This is a genomic window from Paenibacillus sp. FSL W8-1187, from assembly GCF_037965485.1.
GTDB classification, from domain to species: domain Bacteria; phylum Bacillota; class Bacilli; order Paenibacillales; family Paenibacillaceae; genus Paenibacillus_O; species Paenibacillus_O pasadenensis.
The window spans coordinates 4,696,234-4,714,860 of the sequence record NZ_CP150181.1 but is presented as its reverse complement, the minus strand read 5'-3'; the positions used below and the strand labels follow the sequence as shown (position 1 = coordinate 4,714,860).

Sequence of the window (18,627 nt, the reverse complement as noted above, 5' to 3'; positions counted from 1 at the left end):
TTGTTCACCATGGAGAAAAAACCGTTAGTTTATTTTTTGTGCACCGGAAATTCTTGCAGAAGCCAAATCGCGGACGGGTTTTTAAACGCGCTAGGCAGCGATAAATATGAAGTTAAAAGCGCAGGTCTTGAAGCACACGGACTGAATCCGCATGCGGTGCAGGTCATGCAAGAAGCTGGCGTAGATATTAGCAAAAACACCTCCGATGTGATCGATCCGGATATTTTGAATCGCGCCGATTATGTTATTACCCTGTGCGGCCACGCCGACGAGCATTGCCCTGTGATCTCCAACAAGAACGTAACGAAATGGCATTGGGGTTTTGATGATCCGGCAAAAGCAACCGGAACGGAAGACGAAATCATGAACCAGTTCCGCACCGTTCGCGATTCGATTAAGAGCCGGATTGAACAATTCGTCAAAGAAGGGAAATGAGGTGGCGACGATGATCAAACGAATGCATGTTGCTTTAAACTGTACGGAGCTGAACAAGTCTCTGGAGTTCTATCGCGCTTTTTTTGGGGCCGAACCGAGTAAGATTAAAGATAATTACGCCAAATTCGAGTTAGAAGAACCGGCGCTGCATTTTTCGCTCAATGTGCGCCCCTTCGAACAAAAGGGTGTACTGAACCACTTGGGATTCCAAGTCAATAATACGGAAGAAGTGCTGGCCATAGGGGAGAGGCTTCGTCAAAGCGGACTGCTGCTGATTGACGAGATGAATACCACATGCTGCTATGCGGTGCAGGATAAAGTTTGGGTGTATGATCCGGACGGCAACGCTTGGGAGATTTTCTACACAAAAGAAGATTCCGAATTCGAATCGGCCGGAGAAGCCAGGGATTTGTCCCTTTGCTGCGCGCCGCCAGCGGCCCCGGTTCCGATTGAGTTTGGATCGTTTAAAAAAGGAGTATAGTCTATGGCGTCTGAAAAAACCTACCATGCTTTGATTCCGGATAAAATTTTCATGGGCGCGGCAACTGATGTGGAATCGATGGTAAAAAATGAAGGTATCGACGTGATCGTGGATCTACGCGGCGAAGCGACGGAATGCGCCTATCCAGCGGCGAGTGCGAAATGGATTCAAATTCCGTTAGCAGATCATGCCGCTATGCCACAAGAAAAAGCCTTCGGTCAAGCGATCCAGGCCGTCACCGAAGCTTATCACCAAAACAAGAAAGTTGCTTTTCATTGTGGCGGAGGAAAGGGACGGACCGGTACGGTAGCCGCTGGCACCTTGCTTGCCTTGGGATTAAGCGATACGCTTGACGAAGCCGAGGCCAAGGCAAAGAGCATTCGCAATATCATTGATATTAAGCCATCACAGAGAGAATGTTTGCACCAACTATATCCCGGTAAATAAGCAAGCAAGAGACCACTCAGCCGAGTGGTTTTCTTTTTGGTGCGCCACGCATGGCGATTAACTAGGCGGTGAAAGTCCGCTGTGGGGGCTTGTAGTTGCCAACCACTAGCCAAGAGCAAGGGTGTCCATCGTGAGGTGGAATCTGAAGGAAGCTGGAGGCAAAATTCCGACCCGAGGAACACGAACATCATCAGGCATACGGTATGGGATGAGCTTGCTAAACAAAGCGAAGTCCAATTAACTACACGGACGTACCAATGTAAATGATGCGGGTGCATGGAAGGAAAGTGAATCGTCTTACCGTGGGAGGTCTCATGGACGTGAGGAGATGCACTTCAAATCACGGTTGAAACAAGAATTGCCATGAGAAGTCAGCAGACGCCATAGTACCGCATGCCATCGACAACATGCGGGAAGGGCTGAACCTAAGGAGGTGCAGGTCAATGAAAGTTACCAAGTCAGGGGTAAAGGGCAGCCAACTTCATAGAGAAGGCTCCACGCAAAAAGATAGTACGGAATACGAAGGATATGCGGGAGTGCACATCCCTGCAAGGATAACTGAAACGGACAACACCAATGCAGACTTGCCGAAGGAAGGACTGCTTGAGCGAATTGTGCGCAGAGACAATCTAAACGAAGCTTTCAAGAGGGTCAAAGCGAATAAAGGCTCTCACGGAATCGATGGGATGGAGGTAGATGAACTTCTACCCTATCTCAAAGAGAACGGAGAGGCACTCAGACAATCCATCCTGGACGGGAAGTACCGTCCGAAATCCGTTCGGAGGGTAGAAATCCCGAAAGAGAACGGAAAGAAAAGAAATCTAGGGATACCGACGGTAGTCGATCGAGTGATTCAGCAAGCCATCGCCCAGACGCTTACACCGATCTACGAGAAACAATTCTCGGAGAACAGTTTCGGTTTTCGCCCCAAACGAAGTGCACATCACGCTATTAGAAGAAGTCAAAGGAACATTCAAGAAGGATACAAGTACGTGGTGGACATGGACTTGGAGAAATACTTCGACACCGTGAACCAAAGTAAGCTCATCGAGGTATTGTCGAGAACGATCAAGGATGGACGGGTCATCTCACTCATACACAAATACCTAAAAGCCGGCGTCATTGTGAATCACAAGTTTGAGGAAACGGAAGTTGGGGTCCCTCAAGGGGGAAACTTAAGTCCAATACTCAGCAACATCATGCTGAATGAGTTGGACAAGGAGTTGGAAAGCAGAGGACACCGATTTGTCCGCTATGCGGACGACCTGCTTATCTTCTGTAAGAGCAGAAAGAGTGCCGAACGCACACTGACGAACTCCGGCTGACGACCGCTTACGACGGCTTGGGGGCTCATGCCGCCGACCTGCAGGAGCAGATCGACCGCTATTCGGAGCTTATTTTGGAGCCGGGCAGCGAACCGCTCTGGGAGGCGCTCGAGCAGCGCTCGCCGGTAGAAGCCGAGCGGCTTGCCGACGAGCTGCGGAGCCGCTCGGCTCTGGCTGTCGCGCAGATGGAGAAGCATCGCGCGCTGCGGCTGCTGGAGGGCGCGGAGAGTCCAGCCGCCTATTTCCGCAACATCGAGTCCTGCATCGAGGAGGAGTTCGGGCATTTCGCGGTGACGCCCGAGTCCAAGGTGCTGATGGTCGGCTCCGGCTCGTTCCCGATGACTCCGCTGCTGATCGCGCGCCGCACCGGCGCCGAGGTGCTGGGCGTGGACATCGACGCCGAGGCGGTCGAGCTGGGCCGCCAGGTGGCGCGCAAGCTCGGCCCGGAGCTGCCGATCCGGATCGAGCATGGGCATGCGCATGAGCAGCGCGGCCTGGAGGAGGTGACGCATCTGATCTTCAGCTCGACGATTCCGGTGAAGTACGAGCTGTTGGAGCGGCTGCATCCGCTCACCTCTCCGCGCGCGACAGCGGCGATGCGGTACGGCGACGGCTTCAAGTCGCTGTTCAACTACCCGATGCGCCAGGCCTTGGACAGCCGCTGGCTGCTGGCGGGCCGCACGCTGCGGCCCGACCGGATCTTCGACATCGCCCTCTATGTCAAGGATAGCGGCATGCCGGGAGGCGAACGATGAGCGCGCTCGGCCGGGTGCTCGTGCTCGGAACGGGGCCGGCCGCCGTGCAGCTGGCCGTGCTGTTCCGCCAGCGGCTGCAGGCGCCGGTCGGAATGGCCGGCAGGCGCTCGCTGCGGTCGGAGCCGTTTTTCGCCGCGGCGCAGCGGCAGGACCGACGGCTGCGCGCCGAGGTCCAGAACCGGCTGCATGAGCGGCTGGCTGGCGAATGCGCGCTGGAGTCGCTTCATGCCGGCATCGGCTCGGTCGAAGGGAGCTGGGACACGGCCGTGCTGGCCGTGACGGCCGATGCGTACGCCTCCGTGCTGGAGCAGCTGCCGGCAGAGGTGCGGAGCGGGCTGCGCCGGGTCGTGCTCGTCTCCCCGACGTTCGGCTCGGCGGGGCTCGTGCGCCAGCTGCTGAAGCGGCTGCGTGCGGCGCAGACGCGCGATGGCGGCTCGGCAGCGGCCGATCCGGAGATCATCAGCTTCTCGACCTACTTGGGAGATACGCGATGGTCGGCGGGCGGGCCGTCGGCCGCCGTGCTTACGACCGGCGTGAAGCGAAAGGTGTATGCCGGCTCCACGCAGGGGCGGACGGAGGCGCTGGACGCGCTCTGCGCCGCCTGGGCCGAGGCGGGAGTGAGGATCGAGACGCTCTCTTCGCCGCTCGAGGCGGAGACGCGCAACATCTCGCTGTACGTCCATCCGCCGCTGTTTTTCAACGCCTTTTCGCTGGATGCCGTGTTCGGCCGCGCGCAGTCGCCCGTCTACGTCTACAAGCTGTTTCCGGAAGGTCCGATTACGCCCGCGCTGATCCGCGACCTGCATGCGGCCTGGCTGGAGATCGGCGCGATTTGCGAGGCGTTGTCCGTGCCCCGCGTCAATCTGTTGAAATTCATGACCGACGACTGCTATCCGGTGCGGCCGGAAAGCTTGTCGCGGCTCGAGCTGGACCGCTTCCCGGAGCTGGACGCGGTGCATCAGCAGTATCTGCTCTACGTGCGCTACGCGTCGCTGCTCATTGATCCCTATTCGTCGCCCGACGACCAGGGACGCTATTTCGACTTCTCGGCCGTTCCGATCCGGCGCCTCTTCGTCGACGCCGACGGTCGCTGGGAGCTGCCGCGGATGCCCAAGGAGGACGTCTACCGCACGCGCATCCTGCAGGGCATCGCCCGCCGGCTCGGCGTCCGGACGCCGACGGTCGACCGCTTCCTTTCCCTGTTCGACGAGCGGCTGGCCGAGGCCCGGCAGGAGCTGGAGGGGCAGCCGCTGTCCGAGGCGCTCCTCGGCTGCGACGGCCGCGATCAGCTCGAGCTGATCGTCCAGGATCTGCCCGCGGCAGCCGCCTCGGGAACGGGCGCGCCATCCGCTCCACAAGCCTGATTTCATTCACCCATCCAGGAGGAACCATGAATCTTATCACGAGCAAGAGAACAACCAGCACGTCGAATTCCGGATTCCGCATCGCCCGTTGGCTGGCCGTCCCGGCCGCCGCGTTGATGCTGCTCGCAGCGGGCTGCGGAGTCTCAGAGGACAAAGCCGATCCGGGCGCGCGGGATCGTGTACGCGACGGCCAAGGACATCAACGACATGAACCCGCATCTCTACCCGGGCTCCATGGCGGCGCAAGGCATGATCTACGAATCTCTGATCGAAAAGACGGAGAGCGGCTTCGCGCCGCTGCTCGCGGAATCGTGGGAGGTGTCGGACGACGGCCTCGCCTACACGTTCCATCTGCGTCAAGGCGTGACATTCCATGACGGCGCTCCTTTCAACGCGGAGGCGGTGAAGAAGAACATCGACGCGGTGCAGGCGAACGCCGAGCGCCACGCCTGGATCAAGCTGTCGGCCAAGCTCAAGCAGGTCACGGTCCTGGACGAGCATACGGTGCGGCTGGAGCTGTCCGAGCCGTACGCGCCGACGCTGCTGGAGCTGTCGATGACGCGGCCGTACGTGTTCCTTTCCCCGAACGACTTCAAGGATGGCGGGACGAAGGACGGCGTGCAGGGACATGACGGCACGGGGCCGTACCGCCTGGCCGAGCAGAAGCAGGACCAGTACGCGGTGTTCGAGGCCAACGAGGACTATTGGGCCGGGGCGCCTGCGGTGAAGCGGATTACGGCCAAGGTGCTGCCGACCGGCGAGACGACGCTGCTCGCGCTGCAGAAGGGGGAAGTGAACTTCCTCTTCACCGACGACCGCGGCGCGGACAGCCTGGACGTCGAGGCGATGCAGAGCCTCGTGGACACCGGCAAGTACCAGCTGCTGCGCAGCAAGCCGATGAACACGAAGCTGATCGCGGCCAACAGCAGCCGCGCCGACAGCCCGGTCGGCGAGCGGGCGGTGCGCGAGGCGCTCTGGCATGCCGTCGACCGCGACACGATCGCCGGGACGCTGCTGCACGGCACGGAGACGCCCGCAGAGGCGCTGTTCTCTCCGAATACCCCTTATGCGGACCTTGATCTACCCAAGCGGGCGTATGACCTGAAGCGCGCCGCCGAGCTGCTTGAGGAGGCCGGCTGGAAGCAGGGCGACGGCGGCATCCGGACCAAGGCGGGCAAGCCGCTCGCGCTCCAGCTCGTGTACGATGCGGCGTCGCTGTCGCAAAAGACGGAGGCCGAGCTGATCCAAAGCGCCGGCGCCTCCATCGGGATGAAGCTGGAGCTGGTCGGAGAGCCTTCGCCGTCGCTGGCGGCCCGCCGCGCGTCAGGCGATTACGACCTGCTGTTCAACCAGACCTGGGGACTGGCCTACGATCCTCAGAGCACGATCGCCTCGTTCACGGCAGAGTCCTCCTATCGCCATACGACGAGCGGCATCGAGCGCGCCGAGGAGCTGTATGCCGAGATCGAGGAGGCGGCGCGCACGACGGACGAAGCGGCGCGCAAGCAGCTGTACCGGGACATCCTGAAGACGGTCCATGACGAGGCGGTCTTCATCCCGATCAGTCACGGCGGCGTGACCGTCGTCGCGCCGAGCGACCTCGACGGCGTGGCCTTCAAGCAGACGCAGTTCGAGCTGCCGTTCGAGCAGATGAAATTCCGCTAGGAGGAGGCGACGATGCTTCGATATGCGGCACGCCGGGCGCTGGCCGCGGTTCCGCTGCTGGCGGCGATCTCGTTTCTTGCTTTCCTGTTGAACCAGCTTGCCCCGATCGAGCCGGCCGTGGCGGTGCTGCACGCGCAGGGCGTGCCCCAGGCGACGGAGGAGCTGATCGCGGCCAAGCGGACCGAGCTGGGGCTCGACCGTCCGCTGCCGATCCGCTACGCGGAGTGGCTGCTGTCCGCGCTGAAGCTCGATTTCGGCCAATCCTACGTCACGGGCCAGCCGGTGCTGGCGCTGCTCTGTCCCGCCCTTCTCCACACGCTTCAGCTGGCGGCCGTTTCCTTCGCCGTGATCGTGCTGCTGTCGATCGGCCTCGGCGTCTTTTGCGCCTTGCGCGAGGGCACGCGGCTCGACCAAGGAACGCGGGCGGCCGCCTTTTTCCTGACGGCGCTGCCGCCCTACCTGCTGGCGGCGGGGCTTGTCTGGCTGCTGTCGGTCAAGCTGGACCTGCTGCCGACGAGCGGCCTCGGCGGGCCGGCCAGCTTCGTGCTGCCGGCCGCCGTGCTGGCGGCCGGTTATGCCGGCGTTTATTTCCGCGTCATCCGCAGCTCCATGATCGCCGGCCGCCATGACGACTCGATCCTTTACGGCCGGGCATGCGGACTGCCGGAGCGGACGCTGACGCTGCGGATGCTCGTCCAGTCGCTGCGGCTGACCGTCCCGATCTTCGCGATGGCGGTGCCGATCCTGCTCGGCAGCACGGTCGTCGTGGAGAACGTATTCGCCTGGCCGGGCCTCGGCACGATGAGCGTCAAGGCGATCCTCAGCCGCGACTACCCGGTCATCCAGGCGTTCGTGCTGCTGCTGGCGTCTGCGTTTGTCCTCTTCAACGCCGCCGCGGACATCGTCGGCGCGATGCTCGATCCCCGGCTCAGAAAGGAGCTGTGACATGAAGCGACTGCAACGCCTTTTATCGGACCGTCTGGCTGCCGCTTCGCTGGCCGTGCTGGCGGCGATCCTGGCCGCAGGCGCGCTGGCGCCGTGGATCGCGCCGCATCCGCCGGACGAGGTGGACATGGCGCTGCGCTATGCGCCCTGGTCGCTGGACTATCCGCTCGGCAACGATCAGCTCGGACGCTGCGTGCTGTCGCGGGTGCTGCACGGCATCCGGCCGAGCGTGCTGTACGTGCTCGCGGCGGTGCTCGCCTCCGCCGGCTTCGGCACGGCGGTCGGCATGGCCGCGGGCCTGCTGCGGGGCCGGACGGACGCGCTGCTTATGCGGCTTTGCGACGTCATGCTGTCCTTTCCCGGCTATGTCATGACGCTGGCGGTGATCGGCGTGCTCGGCACGGGTCTGGCGAACATCCTGCTGGCGTTCATCCTGATGAAATGGGCGTGGTTCGCCCGCGTCGCCCGGACCGCCGTCCAGCGGCATGCGGACGCCGGCTACGTGCTGTTCGCCCGCACGCTCGGTGCCGGACGGCTGACGCTGCTGCGCCGGCATCTGCTGCCGGCCTGCCTGCCGGAGCTGGCCGTGCTCGCGAGCGGATCGTTCGGCACGACGCTGCTGCAGGTGTCCGGGCTCTCGTTCCTCGGCCTGGGCATCCAGGCGCCGCATGCGGAGTGGGGCATGATGCTCAGCGAGGCGAGGCAGGCGATGTTCTCCCGTCCGGAGCAGCTGCTCGCCCCCGGCTTCATGATCGTGCTGACCGTCTCGGCCGTGAATTTCCTGTCCGACGCGCTCCAGACGGCGCTTGATCCGCAGGCCGGCGGACCACGGCAGGCGGCAGCCGTGCCCGGCGAGCCGGAGGCGGCTGCGGCGGCCATGCTGCGCAAGGAGGCGGTCTGATGAACGTGCTGGAAGTAGACGGACTGGCGATCGCAAGCCGCTCGAGCGGGCGTTTGCTCGTGCCGGGCCTTTCCTTTCGGGTGCGGGAGGGCAGCTGTCTGGCCATCGTCGGGGAGAGCGGCAGCGGCAAGTCGATCTCCTGCAAGGCGATCGCCAGGCTCAATCCGCCCGACCTGAGGCAGACCGGCAGCATCCGCTTTCGCGGGACGGAGCTGTCGGCTCTGCCGGAGCGGGAGCTGCGGCGGCTGCGCGGACGGCGGATCGGCCTGATCCTGCAGCACGGCATGCGGGCGTTCGACCCCGCGCGGCGGGTCGGCCGGCAGACGGAGGCGGTGCTGCGCACGCATCACGGCTGGAGCGCCGAGGAGGCAGGCGAAAGGATGGCCGCCGCGATGGAGACGATGCTGCTGAAGGAGCCGCGGTCGCTGCTGGAGCGGTTCCCGCATGAGCTGTCGGGAGGCATGCTGCAGCGGCTCATGATCGCGCTGTCGATCGTGCTGCAGCCGGATCTCGTCATCGCCGACGAGCCGACGACGGCGCTTGACGCCGCCTCCCGGTACGAGGCGGTGCGGCAGCTGATGCTGCTGCGGGAGCAGGCGGGCTGCTCGCTCATCCTGATCTCGCACGATCTGGCGGCGGTCGAGCGCATCGCCGACGACGTGCTCGTGCTGCGGCAGGGCATCGCGGTGGAGAGCGGGCGGGCGCAGGATGTGCTGTCCGCGCCGCAGCATGCGTACACGCGCATGCTGACGGAGGCGAGGCGCTCGCTGACCGCTCGCTTCGAGCAGGCTTGGGGAGGCGATGTCCATGCTGGCTGCTGAAGGCATCGCCAAATCGTATTCGTCCCGTCCGGGCAGGCGGGCCCAGCGGCAGGCCGTGCTGGAGGAGGTGACGCTCCGCTGCGCCGAGGGCGAATGCCTCGGCATCATCGGCGCGAGCGGCAGCGGCAAATCGACGCTCGGACGGATTCTCCTCGGGCTGGAGCGCCCCGATCAGGGAAAGGTGACGATCGACGGACGGGAGCGGGCGCATCGCGGCGCGGTGAGCGCCGTCTTTCAAGACTACCGCTCCTCGATCCATCCGTTCTTCACGGTGCGGCAGGCGCTGCTCGAGCCGCTGCGGGGAAAAAGGCTCGGCCGCGCAGAGACGGACCGCAGGCTGGAGGAGATGCTGGAGCAGGTCGGGCTGGACGGCTCGTACCTCGAGCGCTATCCGCATGAGCTGTCCGGCGGGCAAGCCCAGCGGGTCTGCATCGCCCGGGCGCTGCTGACGGGCGCGCGCTGGATCGTGCTCGACGAGGCGGTCAGCTCGCTGGACGCCTCGGTGCAGGCGCAGGTGCTGGAGCTGCTGGAGCGGATCCGCGGCATGCACGGCATCGGCTATCTGTTCATTACGCATGATCTGGAAGCGGCGGCCTTTTTATGCGACCGCATCGCGATCCTGCACGAGGGGCGGATCGTCGAGACGCTCGCCCGCGGACGGCTCGGCGAGGCTCGGCATCCGTACGCGCGGGAGCTTCTGGCTCTGTTCCGGAGCGGCCTTGGGACAGGGACGGGCGCCTTGAACGCGGATAAGGAGGGAAAAGGATGAAAAAGCCTCTGGCGGCCGCGCTGTCGGGGCCGTTCCTGCGGCTGTACAGCCTGACGCTGCTGTACTTCAGCGCCAATGCGATTTTGAACGTGCTCATCCCGCTGAAGGGCGAGTCGCTCGGCGCGAGCAACGCGGCGATCGGCGTCGTGATGGGGGCCTATCTGTTCACGACGATGCTGCTGCGCCCATGGGCGGGCCATCTGATCGGACGCCACGGCCCGATCCGGGTGCTGCGCGCGATCCTCGTCCTGAACGCGGCCGCGCTCGCGCTGTATGCGTTCACGGGACTGGAAGGCTACTTTGCCGCGCGCGTCCTGCAGGGCGTCTGCACGGCCTTCTTCTCGATGGCGCTGCAGCTGGGCCTGATCGATGCGCTTCCGGAGAAAGAACGCTCGCAGGGCATCTCGATGTACTCGCTTTGCGCGACGATGCCGGGCATCATCGGGCCGCTGCTCGCGATCGGCCTGTGGCAGGCGCAAAATCCGGCGCTGCTGGCCGCCGTGCTGCTCGGTCTCGGCGCCGCGACGGGCTTGGTCGGCTGCACGGCGAGGCTCGGCAAGCCGGCCGCGCAAGGGGGCGGCCCGGACGGCGCGGTTCCGGGCCCGCAGGCGGGCCGCGCGTCGGCCTCGCCGCAGCTCGGCGCAGGGGGCGGCGCGCTGCGGCGCTCGTTCCGCGAGCTGGCCGCGCAGCCGCAGCTGCGGCGATGCAGCGTGCTCATGCTGGCCGGCTCGGTCGTGTTCGGCGCCGCGACGACGTTCATCCCGCTGTATGCCGCGCAGGTGAGCGGCGGCAGCGCGGCCGCCTACCTCATGCTGCAGGCGGGCGTCGTGGTGGCGGCGCGGTTTTGGCTGCGCAAGCGGATTCCGTCCGACGGACGCTGGCATCCTTCGTTCATGGCGGCGGTGCTGGTCAGCCTGGCGGCTGCGGCGCTATGCGTCGGCCTCGCCGCCTACGGCGGCGCTGCGGCGTTTTATCTGGGCGCGCTGCTGATGGGGCTCGCCCAGGCGATGCTTTATCCGGCGCTGACGACGTATCTGTCGTTCACGCTCCGTCCCGAGAGCCGCAACGTGCAGATGGGGCTGTTCATCGCGATGGCCGATCTCGGCGTCTCGCTGGGCAGCATCGTCATGGGGCCGGTCGCCGATCTGTTCTCCTATTCGGCCATGTACCTGCTGTGCGCGGCTCTGGCGGCCTCGCTGCTGCTCGTCTCCGCTCGCGAGACGCGCAGCAGCGCCCGCGAGGCGGAGCTCCCGCAAGGCTTGGCCTAGGCCTAGACGAATCAGGACGCTTCGAAAAGCCGGAAGCCGCCTTCGCTCTCATGCGAAGGCGGCTTCCGGCTTTTATGGCGTCAGTCCGATTACGGCCCGACCTTGCCCTGCGGATCGAGCACGGCGAAGTTGTAGTTGACCGAGCGCACGACCCGCTCGCCGCGAGCGTTCACGCCCTCCGCGTCGAACGACAGATTGTAGACGCCGGGCTCGTAAGGAGCGGTCAGCGAGACAGAGGCGGCCGAGCCGGCGATGGCGGCGTCGGGAAGCGTGCGCAGCGAGGCGGAGGAGCGCCCCGGGATCGACTTCGTCAGCGACGGCTTTTTGAACAGCCCTTGCACCGGCTTGCCGAGATCGACGGAGAGGGCGACAGGCTCGCCCGGGCGGTAGAGCTTTTTCGGCGCGGCAATCCGCATCGTGCTGGGGCTGTCCAGGCGGGCGAGGGCGAAGTAGGCGTCGCCGCTGCCGCCCAGCTGCAGCTTCCACTCGCCCGCCTCCGGCTGGTTGATGTGGAAGACGCGCCGGACGGCGCCGGCGAATACGTCGGCGGACGCCGAGTCCGGCGGAGCGGCCTCCGCGGCGTGCGCTTGGCCCGACGGCGACAGCAGGATGGCCGTGCTGCCCGCCTGCGCGGTCATCACCTCGAGCGACAGCGACGTCAGCCCGCTCTCGAGCGGGAACGAAGCGGATGCGGAGCCGTCCAGCGCTCCGCCGCGCAGGATGAGCCCGGCCGGCTCGTCTGCGCCCGCTTGGCGGGACCCGGATGCCGCCTCCGGCACTGCTTCGCCGGCGACCGGTCCGCCGCCGGACGCCTGCAGCCCTCCGGCCAGCGAGGCGGCCGGGAGAGCGAGCTTCGGCCGCACGAGGCTCCACGTCTGCGAAGCTCGCGCCATCGCGCTATGGGAAATATTTTTCGTGAAGCTTTGGATGCCGTACGGCAGGCCGAGCGCCGAGTAGAGCGAGACGGCGCCGTCATCCTCTCCGGGCAGCACCGCGTGGGCGAACCAGTAGCTCGTGAAGATGCCGTCGTCGCCCATGCCGCCCGACATGTAGGTGCGGGTCGCCTGGACCTCCGGCCGCGCGTCGGTCTGCGAGCGGAAGCCCGCCATGTACGACGTCTGCAGCGAGTATACGGCGTCGTCCTGCTGGCCGATGATGGAGCCGAGCCAGGACGTCCAGCTGCCGTAGGCCATGTCGGCGAGCTCGGAGCCGAGATTGGGCGTGGACAGCTGATGCACGACGTTCACATACGGGGAGGCGCCGTAGTGGACAAGCGCCGTCTGCGTGTCGATGCCGCCTTTGGAGTGGGCGATGATGTTCAGCTTGGGCACGTTGTAGTAGGCCGCAACCTTGCGGATGACGGAGGCGAGCAGCGCGCCGTTGGTCCACATGCTGCCGCCGTCGCCGTCCGCGTCCTTCAGCTGCACGAAGGCGGTGCGGTAGCCGGCGTTGTAGGCGGCTTCATAGTAGCTGTCCTCGAGCGTCCAGCGGTCCATCGTGGAGTGCAGTCCTTGGACGAACAGCAGCACCGGCTTGGACGAGGATTGCGGCGGCACCGCTCCGGTGTACCAGTTGCCGGCTTGGCCGGCGGCGTTTTCTTGATGGAGCTGGGGGGCGGGAGGGGCGGCGTGGACCGGAACGGCTGCCAGCAGGCTGAGAGCGAGCAGGGCGGCGGAGGCGAGCGGCGCTTTGGAGCGGACGGAGGCGGAGAGGCGGCGGATGGACATCAATCGGATTCCCCTTTCGAAGGAAGGATGCTTGCCTTTCCATATTAAGGAATCATTGTCAGCACGGTATGTGCGTCGAGTGAATAAAGGGTAAACGCTCCGTGCCGGCCGTCTGCGGCTCGGCCGCGATGGAAAGGCGGCTCCTTGATAGGTATCCATTTTCATGCCGCAGCATGCCGAACAAGCCTGCTTCGAGTCCAGACGCTCGAGGCAGGCTTGTTCGGCATGCTCGGAGAGCAGAAGCCGCCTGTGCTCAGGCAGAGGCGGCTGGCCGCATCCGAGCGACAGCGCGCTGGCCGGCAGCCGGCGGAGATCAGGCCGCCCGCTTCTTCACCGGGCCGGAGGCGCGGTCGACTCGCGCACGACGAGCCGGGTCGGCAGCAGCGTCTCGGTGCGGGGGCGCGATGGATCGTCGAGCCGCCGGAGCAGCTGCTCGACCGCGCAGCTCGCATAGAGCGGCAGGTCGACATCGACCGTCGTGATCGGCGGCGTGGCGAGGCGCGACAGATAGCCGTTGTCGAAGCTGACGACCGACGCGTCGCCGGGCACGGACAGGCCGAGCTGCTGCAGGGCGGAGCTCGTCATGAAGCCATAGCCGTCGTTGACGCAGAACCAGGCGGTGGCGAGGCGGGCCGCCGGCTCCAGCCGCCGCCGCACCTCGTCGCTGTCCTCGGCGACATCGGTCAGCAGGCACGGCTCGGGCAGCTCGAGGCCGAGCTCCCAAGCGGCCAGCCGCACCCCCTCGAGCCGCTCGTAGTAGCTCGGGGAAAATTCGATGCTGCCGACGAAGCCGATGCGGCGATGTCCGAGTCCGTGCAGATGGCGCACCGCCTCGTAGGCGCTGAAGCGGTTGTTCGTCAGGATCGAGTCGGCGGCGAGCTCCGGATGATGATGGTCGATCAGCACGGCGGGAATGCCGGTGCCCAGGACGGCCTTCAGATAATCATTGGTGATGTGGGAGAGGATGAGCACGCCGTCGACCGTCTTGTTCTCGAGGAATGGCGGCAGCTCCAGCGCCTCGGCTTCCTTCGGGCTGACGGACTGGATGACGAGCTCGCAGCCGCTTCGCTTCAGCTCCCGGTCGATGCTCAGATAGATGTCGCCGAAGAAGCCTTTTTGGGAAAAGGCGAAATCGGAGGCGAGCAGCGCGATCGTGCGCGACGCCGCCCCGGGCTCCGGCGACTGGCCTCGGCGGCTGTACGTGTAGCCCATCTCCTCGGCCGTCTTCTGGATGAGCTGCCGCGTCTCGTCGCTGACGCCGGCCTTGCCGGTCAGCGCTTGCGAGACGGAATTTTTGGAAAGATTAAGCCTGTCGGCAATCGCTTGCATCGTTACTTTCGTCTTCACGTTCGTCAACCCCTGTTACGGACTAGCTTCATTGTTCCGGTTGCGCGCCGGCCTGTCAAGGCAAGCGGGAGCTCGGAGCCGGAACGGGCTGTCCTTCCTCCATTGTAACGTTACAAACTGAAAATGTAAATCAGATCATTCCGTTTACATAAAGCTGATCCATAAGTTTGTCACTTGACATGAACCGTTTTCAAGCCCATAATGGACCCCGTAACCCCTTACAATCAGCATTACTTTTATCATGACAACTTTACAGAAATCATGACAACTTAAAGGGAGGCACAACAAAGATGAAAAAGAGAGTCCCTATGGTCCTGTCCGTCGCGCTGATGGCCGGCTTGCTGTCGGCCTGCTCCACCGGCCAAGGCGGCCAGACCGGAAGCGAAGGCGGAGGAGAGTCGTCGGACGGCGTGACGACGATCGAATTCTGGGCTGCGCCGAACCCGACGCAGCAGGCGTTCTGGCAGGAGATGGCCGATGCGTACGAGGCGCAGAACGGCAAGGTGAAGATCAACGTCAGCGCGATCAAGGAATCGCCGACCTCGGAGGCGAGCATCCAGGCCGCGCTGGCGGCCAAGAGCGCGCCGACGATGTCCGAGAACATTAACCGCGGTTTCGCGGCCCAGCTGGCAAGCAGCCAGGCGCTCGTGCCGCTCGATACGCTGGAGGGCTTCGACGAGATCGTGCAGGGCCGCAGCATGACCCAGACGATCGAGCCGTGGACGTTCGCGGACGGCCACCAGTACGTGCTGCCGATCTACTCCAATCCGATGCTGTTCGGCTGGCGCCTCGACATCATCCGGGACCTCGGCTACAGCGAGCCGCCGCAGACGTACGGCGAGATCCTTGAGCTGACCAAGAAGCTCAAGGCCAAGCACGGCGACAAGAAATACCTGTGGGCCAAGCCGGATCTGGCCGACCCGACGGCGTGGAAGCGCTGGTTCGACTTCTACATGCTGTATGACGCGGCCTCCGGCGGCAACAAGTTCATCGAAGGCGACGCCTTCACCGGCGACGAGAAGGCGGGCGTCGAGGTGCTGTCGTTCGTGGACGACCTGCGCAAGGAGAAGGGGCTGCTCGCCCGCCAGGTGACCGACCCGTTCGAGAACGGCACGGGCGTCTTCACCGACGTCGGTCCGTGGACGTTCACGACCTGGGCGGAGAAGTATCCGAACCTGAAGTACAATGAGACGTACGCGCTGACGATGCCGCCGGTGCCGGACGGCATGGACCCGGCCGACAGCAAGACGTTCGCCGATACGAAAGGGCTCGTCGTGTACGCCTCGGCGACGAAGGAGCAGCAGGCGGCGGCGATCGACTTCATCCAGTGGGTGTACGGCGACGCCAACAACGACGCGGCCTGGTTCGAGAAGACGAACCTGCCTCCGGCGCGCGACGACCTGTCGACGAACGAGTCGTTCCAGGCGGTGCTGGACAAGAGCCCGCAGCTGAAGCCGTACGCGGAAAACGTGCCGAACGCCGTGCCGCCGATGGACAATGCGAAGTACAACGACCTCCAGACGATCATCGGCACGGAGGCGTTCAATAAAGTCGTCAAGGGCGAAATCGCCCCTGCGGAGGGCTGGGCGGCTATGAAGGCCGCGCTGGAGAAAGCCCTGGACTAAGGGAGGTCTTCTCGTCATGGACCAACGCAACAACAAGCTGGGCTGGCTGTTCGCCAGCCCTTACCTCATCTATTCGCTGCTGTTCTTCTTCATCCCGCTGATCTGGTCGATCTTCCTGTCCGTCACCGACTGGGATCTGATCGCGCCGACGTTCAACGTGGTCGGCTTCGAGAACTTCCTCGAGGCGCTGCGCTCGCCGAGCGTGCATGCGGCGTTCTGGAACACGTACAAGTTCATGATGATCTTCGTGCCGCTGGTGACGGCGCTGGCGATCGGAGTGGCCGTGCTCGTGCATGGACTGCCCCGGTTCAAGGGACTGTTCCTGATCGGCTTCTTCCTGCCCTACCTGAGCTCGGGCGTCGTCTCGGCGCTGATCGTCAAAGGACTGCTGTCCTACACGAGCCCGGTCAACGAGTTCCTGCGCGGCATCGGGCTGGACATCAACTGGCTCGGCTCGCCGCTGTCCGCGCTGTTCGTCGTCGGCCTCATCCTCGCCTGGAAGTTCACCGGCTATTATGCCCTCATCCTCACCTCGGGCCTGGAGAGCATCGACAAGGAAGTGTACGAGGCGGCCGCGATCGACGGCGTCAAGGACGGCCAGCGGTTCTGGCGGATCACGCTGCCGCTGCTGTATCCGTCGCTGTACACGACGCTCATCCTGGGCTTCGGCGTCACGTTCGGCATCTTCACCGAGGTGTACCAGCTGACGGGCGGCGGCCCGGGCAACGCGACGAACACCTGGCAGATGGAGATCTTCAAGCAGGCGTTCTCCAACATGCAGGTCGGCTACGCGTCGGCGGTCGCGCTGCTGGCATCGGTGGCGACGTTCATCTCGATCTTCGCCATCCGCAAAATTCTGGAGATATGGGGGAAGCGAAATGGTTGGGTCTAAACGCCGCAGCGGCTCGAGGCGAGCCATCCGCTATCTCCTCGCCCTCGCGCTCCTGCTCGTCATGGTGTATCCGTATCTGTACATGGTGCTGAGCTCGTTCGCGGACTGGACGCAGATCGACAAGCAGCTGCTGCCGACGAAGTTCACGACGAAGTCGTACGAATGGCTGTTCAGCGGCGGCGAGGCGGGCGTCACCCGGCCGTGGCTGAACGCGTTCCTGAACAGCGTCGTCGTCTCGGCGGCCTCGACCGCGCTGATGATGCTGTTCGGCATCATGGTCGCCTATGCGCTGTCCAAGCTGAACTTTTTCGGCCGCCATGCGATCAACAACTTCGTCCTGTTCCATATGTTCTTCCCGGCCATCATCCTGCTGGTGCCGACGTTCCTCATCATCCAGCGGGCCGGCCTGTACGACACCTATCTCGGCCTGATCGTGCCGAAGGCGGTCAGCCTGTGGGCGATCTTCATGTACACGAACTTCTTCAAGGCCGTGCCGTCGACGTTCATCGAAGCGGCCAAGCTCGACGGAGCGTCGGATCTGAAGATCATGTTCCGCATCATGCTGCCGATGTCGAAGTCGATCACGACGGTCATCTTCCTGTTCCTGCTCATGGAGCGGTGGACGGAGCTGCTGTGGGACATGATCGCGGTCAAGAGCGATTCGATGCTGACGCTGAACGTGCTGCTGTCGCAGATGTTCGGGCCGTACGGGTCGTATCCGGGTCCGCTCTACGCGGCCTCGACGATCCTCACGCTGCCGATCATCGTGCTGTTCCTGATCTTCAGCAAGAAGTTCCAGGAGGGCATGCAGTTCAGCCTGAAATAATCGTCCCGGCTCCGGCCGGGCTTCGCGGGAGGAGAATGGATTCATGAGCCAGCTGCAACCGGCTCCGGCGCCATGCGCCGAGCTGCTGAGAGAATATCGGGCCGCCGGCCCCGCCGCGCGCGAGCCGCGCCGCATCCCGTTCGCAGGCGTCGGCGGCAAGGACGTCTACAACATCGCCGCCCCGTTCGAGGACGAGGGCCGGACGGTTCTTCCCGGACGCGTCGAGTCGCGCGACAGCGAGCATTCCGACATCGTCTTTTTCGCCGAATCGGACGGCGCCTGGCTGCCGATCGAGGGAGCGCCGGTCCTGCGGCTGCAGGACCCGTTCCACAGCCGCATCGGCGGCGAGCTCGTCGTCGGCGGCGTGGAGGTCTTCCCGCATCCCGAGCGGGCCGGCGCGCTGATGTGGCGGACCGTGTTCTACCGGGGCCAAGGTCTCCGCGACCTGCGCCGCTTTTTCGAAGGGCCGGACGGCATGAAGGACATCCGCCTCGCGGAGCTTGCGGACGGGGGCGTCGGCGTGTTCACGCGACCTCAGGGAGAGAAGGGCGGCCGCGGCAAGATCGGCTACGTCCGCGTCGGCTCGCTGGACGGCCTGACGGTCCGGGCCATCGACGAAGCTCCGCTGCTCGAGGGACAGTTCGCCGAGGGCGAATGGGGCGGAGCCAACGAGACCCATCTCCTGCCGGGCGGCCGCATCGGCGTGCTCGGCCATATCGCCTGCTTCGATGAAGCGGGCGATCGCCACTACTATCCGATGGCGTTCGAGTTCGATCCGGCATCGGAGGCATGGAGCGGCCTGCGCCTGATCGGCGAGCGCCGCGACTTCCTGCCGGGCCCGGCCAAGCGGCCCGATCTGGAGGATGTCGTGTTCAGCGGCGGCCTGATCCGCGTCGGCGACGGCAGAGCCGTGCTATACGCGGGCATCAGCGACGCCGACGCGCAGACGCTGGACATTCCGGACCCGTTCGCCGGCCGGTAAGAGCCCGGGCGGCATGCAGCGAGAGCCTGCACAGCTTAGACCACGAAGGAGC

The 18,627-nt window shown here is 64.4% G+C and carries 17 protein-coding genes and 1 pseudogene; 16 read left to right on the top strand and 2 right to left on the bottom strand.

From position 1 onward, the window contains the following. Window positions 1-9 precede the first annotated feature (9 nt). The 12 genes and pseudogenes from arsC to NYE40_RS20340 all read left to right on the top strand — a co-directional run bounded on the left by arsC (window position 10) and on the right by NYE40_RS20340 (window position 11,176). The gene (gene arsC / locus NYE40_RS20395) at window positions 10-435 is read left to right on the top strand and encodes an arsenate reductase (thioredoxin) (RefSeq protein ID WP_084137149.1); all 426 of its coding nucleotides are present in this window, start codon (window positions 10-12) and stop codon (window positions 433-435) included. Window positions 436-445: 10 nt separating this feature from the next. Then, the gene (locus NYE40_RS20390; RefSeq protein WP_028598746.1) at window positions 446-916 is read left to right on the top strand and encodes an ArsI/CadI family heavy metal resistance metalloenzyme; all 471 of its coding nucleotides are present in this window, start codon (window positions 446-448) and stop codon (window positions 914-916) included. A 3-nt stretch (window positions 917-919) separates the two neighbouring features. Next, window positions 920-1,363 (top strand): dual specificity protein phosphatase family protein, encoded by a 444-nt coding sequence (locus NYE40_RS20385; RefSeq protein WP_028598747.1) that lies wholly within the window; start codon window positions 920-922, stop codon window positions 1,361-1,363. 443 nt (window positions 1,364-1,806) lie between these two features. Beyond that, on the top strand, window positions 1,807-2,688 hold the full coding sequence (gene ltrA, locus NYE40_RS20380; RefSeq protein WP_240479007.1) for a group II intron reverse transcriptase/maturase: 882 nt from the start codon (window positions 1,807-1,809) through the stop codon (window positions 2,686-2,688). A 17-nt stretch (window positions 2,689-2,705) separates the two neighbouring features. Beyond that, window positions 2,706-3,443: an SAM-dependent methyltransferase gene (locus tag NYE40_RS20375; protein WP_240479008.1), complete on the top strand. Its 738-nt coding sequence runs from the start codon at window positions 2,706-2,708 to the stop codon at window positions 3,441-3,443. Further along, the gene (locus NYE40_RS20370) at window positions 3,440-4,807 is read left to right on the top strand and encodes an opine metallophore biosynthesis dehydrogenase (protein WP_052333177.1); all 1,368 of its coding nucleotides are present in this window, start codon (window positions 3,440-3,442) and stop codon (window positions 4,805-4,807) included. The genes NYE40_RS20375 and NYE40_RS20370 overlap by 4 nt, the downstream gene beginning before the upstream one ends. A gap of 116 nt (window positions 4,808-4,923) precedes the next feature. Continuing rightward, window positions 4,924-6,472 (top strand): annotated as a pseudogene (nikA, locus tag NYE40_RS20365) (nickel ABC transporter substrate-binding protein). A 12-nt stretch (window positions 6,473-6,484) separates the two neighbouring features. Next, a complete protein-coding gene (opp1B, locus tag NYE40_RS20360) occupies window positions 6,485-7,417 on the top strand; it encodes a nickel/cobalt ABC transporter permease (RefSeq protein ID WP_028598748.1) in 933 nt (310 codons plus the stop codon). A 1-nt stretch (window position 7,418) separates the two neighbouring features. Then, entirely contained in the window at window positions 7,419-8,318 is a 900-nt protein-coding gene (gene opp1C, locus NYE40_RS20355; RefSeq protein ID WP_028598749.1) for a nickel/cobalt ABC transporter permease, read from the top strand. Continuing rightward, window positions 8,318-9,139 carry an ABC transporter ATP-binding protein gene (locus NYE40_RS20350; protein ID WP_043111224.1) on the top strand — a complete coding sequence of 274 codons (822 nt, stop codon included), beginning with the start codon at window positions 8,318-8,320 and terminating at the stop codon, window positions 9,137-9,139. Before opp1C ends, NYE40_RS20350 begins: the two co-directional genes overlap by 1 nt. After that, window positions 9,126-9,908: an ABC transporter ATP-binding protein gene (locus NYE40_RS20345; RefSeq protein WP_339278875.1), complete on the top strand. Its 783-nt coding sequence runs from the start codon at window positions 9,126-9,128 to the stop codon at window positions 9,906-9,908. The genes NYE40_RS20350 and NYE40_RS20345 overlap by 14 nt, the downstream gene beginning before the upstream one ends. Window positions 9,909-9,916: 8 nt before the next feature. Next, window positions 9,917-11,176 (top strand): MFS transporter, encoded by a 1,260-nt coding sequence (locus NYE40_RS20340; protein WP_101808259.1) that lies wholly within the window; start codon window positions 9,917-9,919, stop codon window positions 11,174-11,176. Between the two features lie 89 nt (window positions 11,177-11,265). On the opposite strand, the gene NYE40_RS20335 is transcribed toward NYE40_RS20340, so the two are convergent. Together NYE40_RS20335 and NYE40_RS20330 are read right to left on the bottom strand one after the other, a co-directional pair. Beyond that, the gene (locus NYE40_RS20335) at window positions 11,266-12,903 is read right to left on the bottom strand and encodes an alpha/beta hydrolase (protein WP_028598751.1); all 1,638 of its coding nucleotides are present in this window, start codon (window positions 12,901-12,903) and stop codon (window positions 11,266-11,268) included. A gap of 330 nt (window positions 12,904-13,233) precedes the next feature. Then, window positions 13,234-14,250, bottom strand: a complete 1,017-nt coding sequence (locus NYE40_RS20330) for a LacI family DNA-binding transcriptional regulator (RefSeq protein WP_028598752.1) — start codon at window positions 14,248-14,250, stop codon at window positions 13,234-13,236. A gap of 290 nt (window positions 14,251-14,540) precedes the next feature. Here NYE40_RS20330 and NYE40_RS20325 point away from each other — a divergent pair, with 290 nt between their 5' ends. The 4 genes from NYE40_RS20325 to NYE40_RS20310 are packed head-to-tail and all read left to right on the top strand — an operon-like array spanning window position 14,541 to window position 18,575. After that, a complete protein-coding gene (locus NYE40_RS20325; protein ID WP_028598753.1) occupies window positions 14,541-15,875 on the top strand; it encodes an ABC transporter substrate-binding protein in 1,335 nt (444 codons plus the stop codon). Between the two features lie 16 nt (window positions 15,876-15,891). Then, the gene (locus NYE40_RS20320) at window positions 15,892-16,767 is read left to right on the top strand and encodes a sugar ABC transporter permease (RefSeq protein ID WP_028598754.1); all 876 of its coding nucleotides are present in this window, start codon (window positions 15,892-15,894) and stop codon (window positions 16,765-16,767) included. Further along, window positions 16,754-17,593 carry a carbohydrate ABC transporter permease gene (locus NYE40_RS20315; protein WP_028598755.1) on the top strand — a complete coding sequence of 280 codons (840 nt, stop codon included), beginning with the start codon at window positions 16,754-16,756 and terminating at the stop codon, window positions 17,591-17,593. The genes NYE40_RS20320 and NYE40_RS20315 overlap by 14 nt, the downstream gene beginning before the upstream one ends. 43 nt (window positions 17,594-17,636) lie before the next feature. Further along, window positions 17,637-18,575 carry a DUF1861 family protein gene (locus NYE40_RS20310; RefSeq protein ID WP_101808181.1) on the top strand — a complete coding sequence of 313 codons (939 nt, stop codon included), beginning with the start codon at window positions 17,637-17,639 and terminating at the stop codon, window positions 18,573-18,575. The last annotated feature ends 52 nt before the right edge of the window (window positions 18,576-18,627 follow it).

Bases quoted from the DNA above. Each gene is read 5' to 3' on its own strand.
- arsC (WP_084137149.1), top strand. From the start codon at position 10: ATGGAGAAAAAACCGTTAGTTTATTTTTTGTGCACCGGAAATTCTTGC.
- NYE40_RS20390 (WP_028598746.1), top strand. From the start codon at position 446: ATGATCAAACGAATGCATGTTGCTTTAAACTGTACGGAGCTGAACAAG.
- NYE40_RS20385 (WP_028598747.1), top strand. From the start codon at position 920: ATGGCGTCTGAAAAAACCTACCATGCTTTGATTCCGGATAAAATTTTC.
- ltrA (WP_240479007.1), top strand. From the start codon at position 1,807: ATGAAAGTTACCAAGTCAGGGGTAAAGGGCAGCCAACTTCATAGAGAA.
- NYE40_RS20370 (WP_052333177.1), top strand. From the start codon at position 3,440: ATGAGCGCGCTCGGCCGGGTGCTCGTGCTCGGAACGGGGCCGGCCGCC.
- opp1B (WP_028598748.1), top strand. From the start codon at position 6,485: ATGCTTCGATATGCGGCACGCCGGGCGCTGGCCGCGGTTCCGCTGCTG.
- opp1C (WP_028598749.1), top strand. From the start codon at position 7,419: ATGAAGCGACTGCAACGCCTTTTATCGGACCGTCTGGCTGCCGCTTCG.
- NYE40_RS20350 (WP_043111224.1), top strand. From the start codon at position 8,318: ATGAACGTGCTGGAAGTAGACGGACTGGCGATCGCAAGCCGCTCGAGC.
- NYE40_RS20345 (WP_339278875.1), top strand. From the start codon at position 9,126: ATGCTGGCTGCTGAAGGCATCGCCAAATCGTATTCGTCCCGTCCGGGC.
- NYE40_RS20335 (WP_028598751.1), bottom strand. From the start codon at position 12,903: ATGTCCATCCGCCGCCTCTCCGCCTCCGTCCGCTCCAAAGCGCCGCTC.
- NYE40_RS20325 (WP_028598753.1), top strand. From the start codon at position 14,541: ATGAAAAAGAGAGTCCCTATGGTCCTGTCCGTCGCGCTGATGGCCGGC.
- NYE40_RS20320 (WP_028598754.1), top strand. From the start codon at position 15,892: ATGGACCAACGCAACAACAAGCTGGGCTGGCTGTTCGCCAGCCCTTAC.
- NYE40_RS20315 (WP_028598755.1), top strand. From the start codon at position 16,754: ATGGTTGGGTCTAAACGCCGCAGCGGCTCGAGGCGAGCCATCCGCTAT.
- NYE40_RS20310 (WP_101808181.1), top strand. From the start codon at position 17,637: ATGAGCCAGCTGCAACCGGCTCCGGCGCCATGCGCCGAGCTGCTGAGA.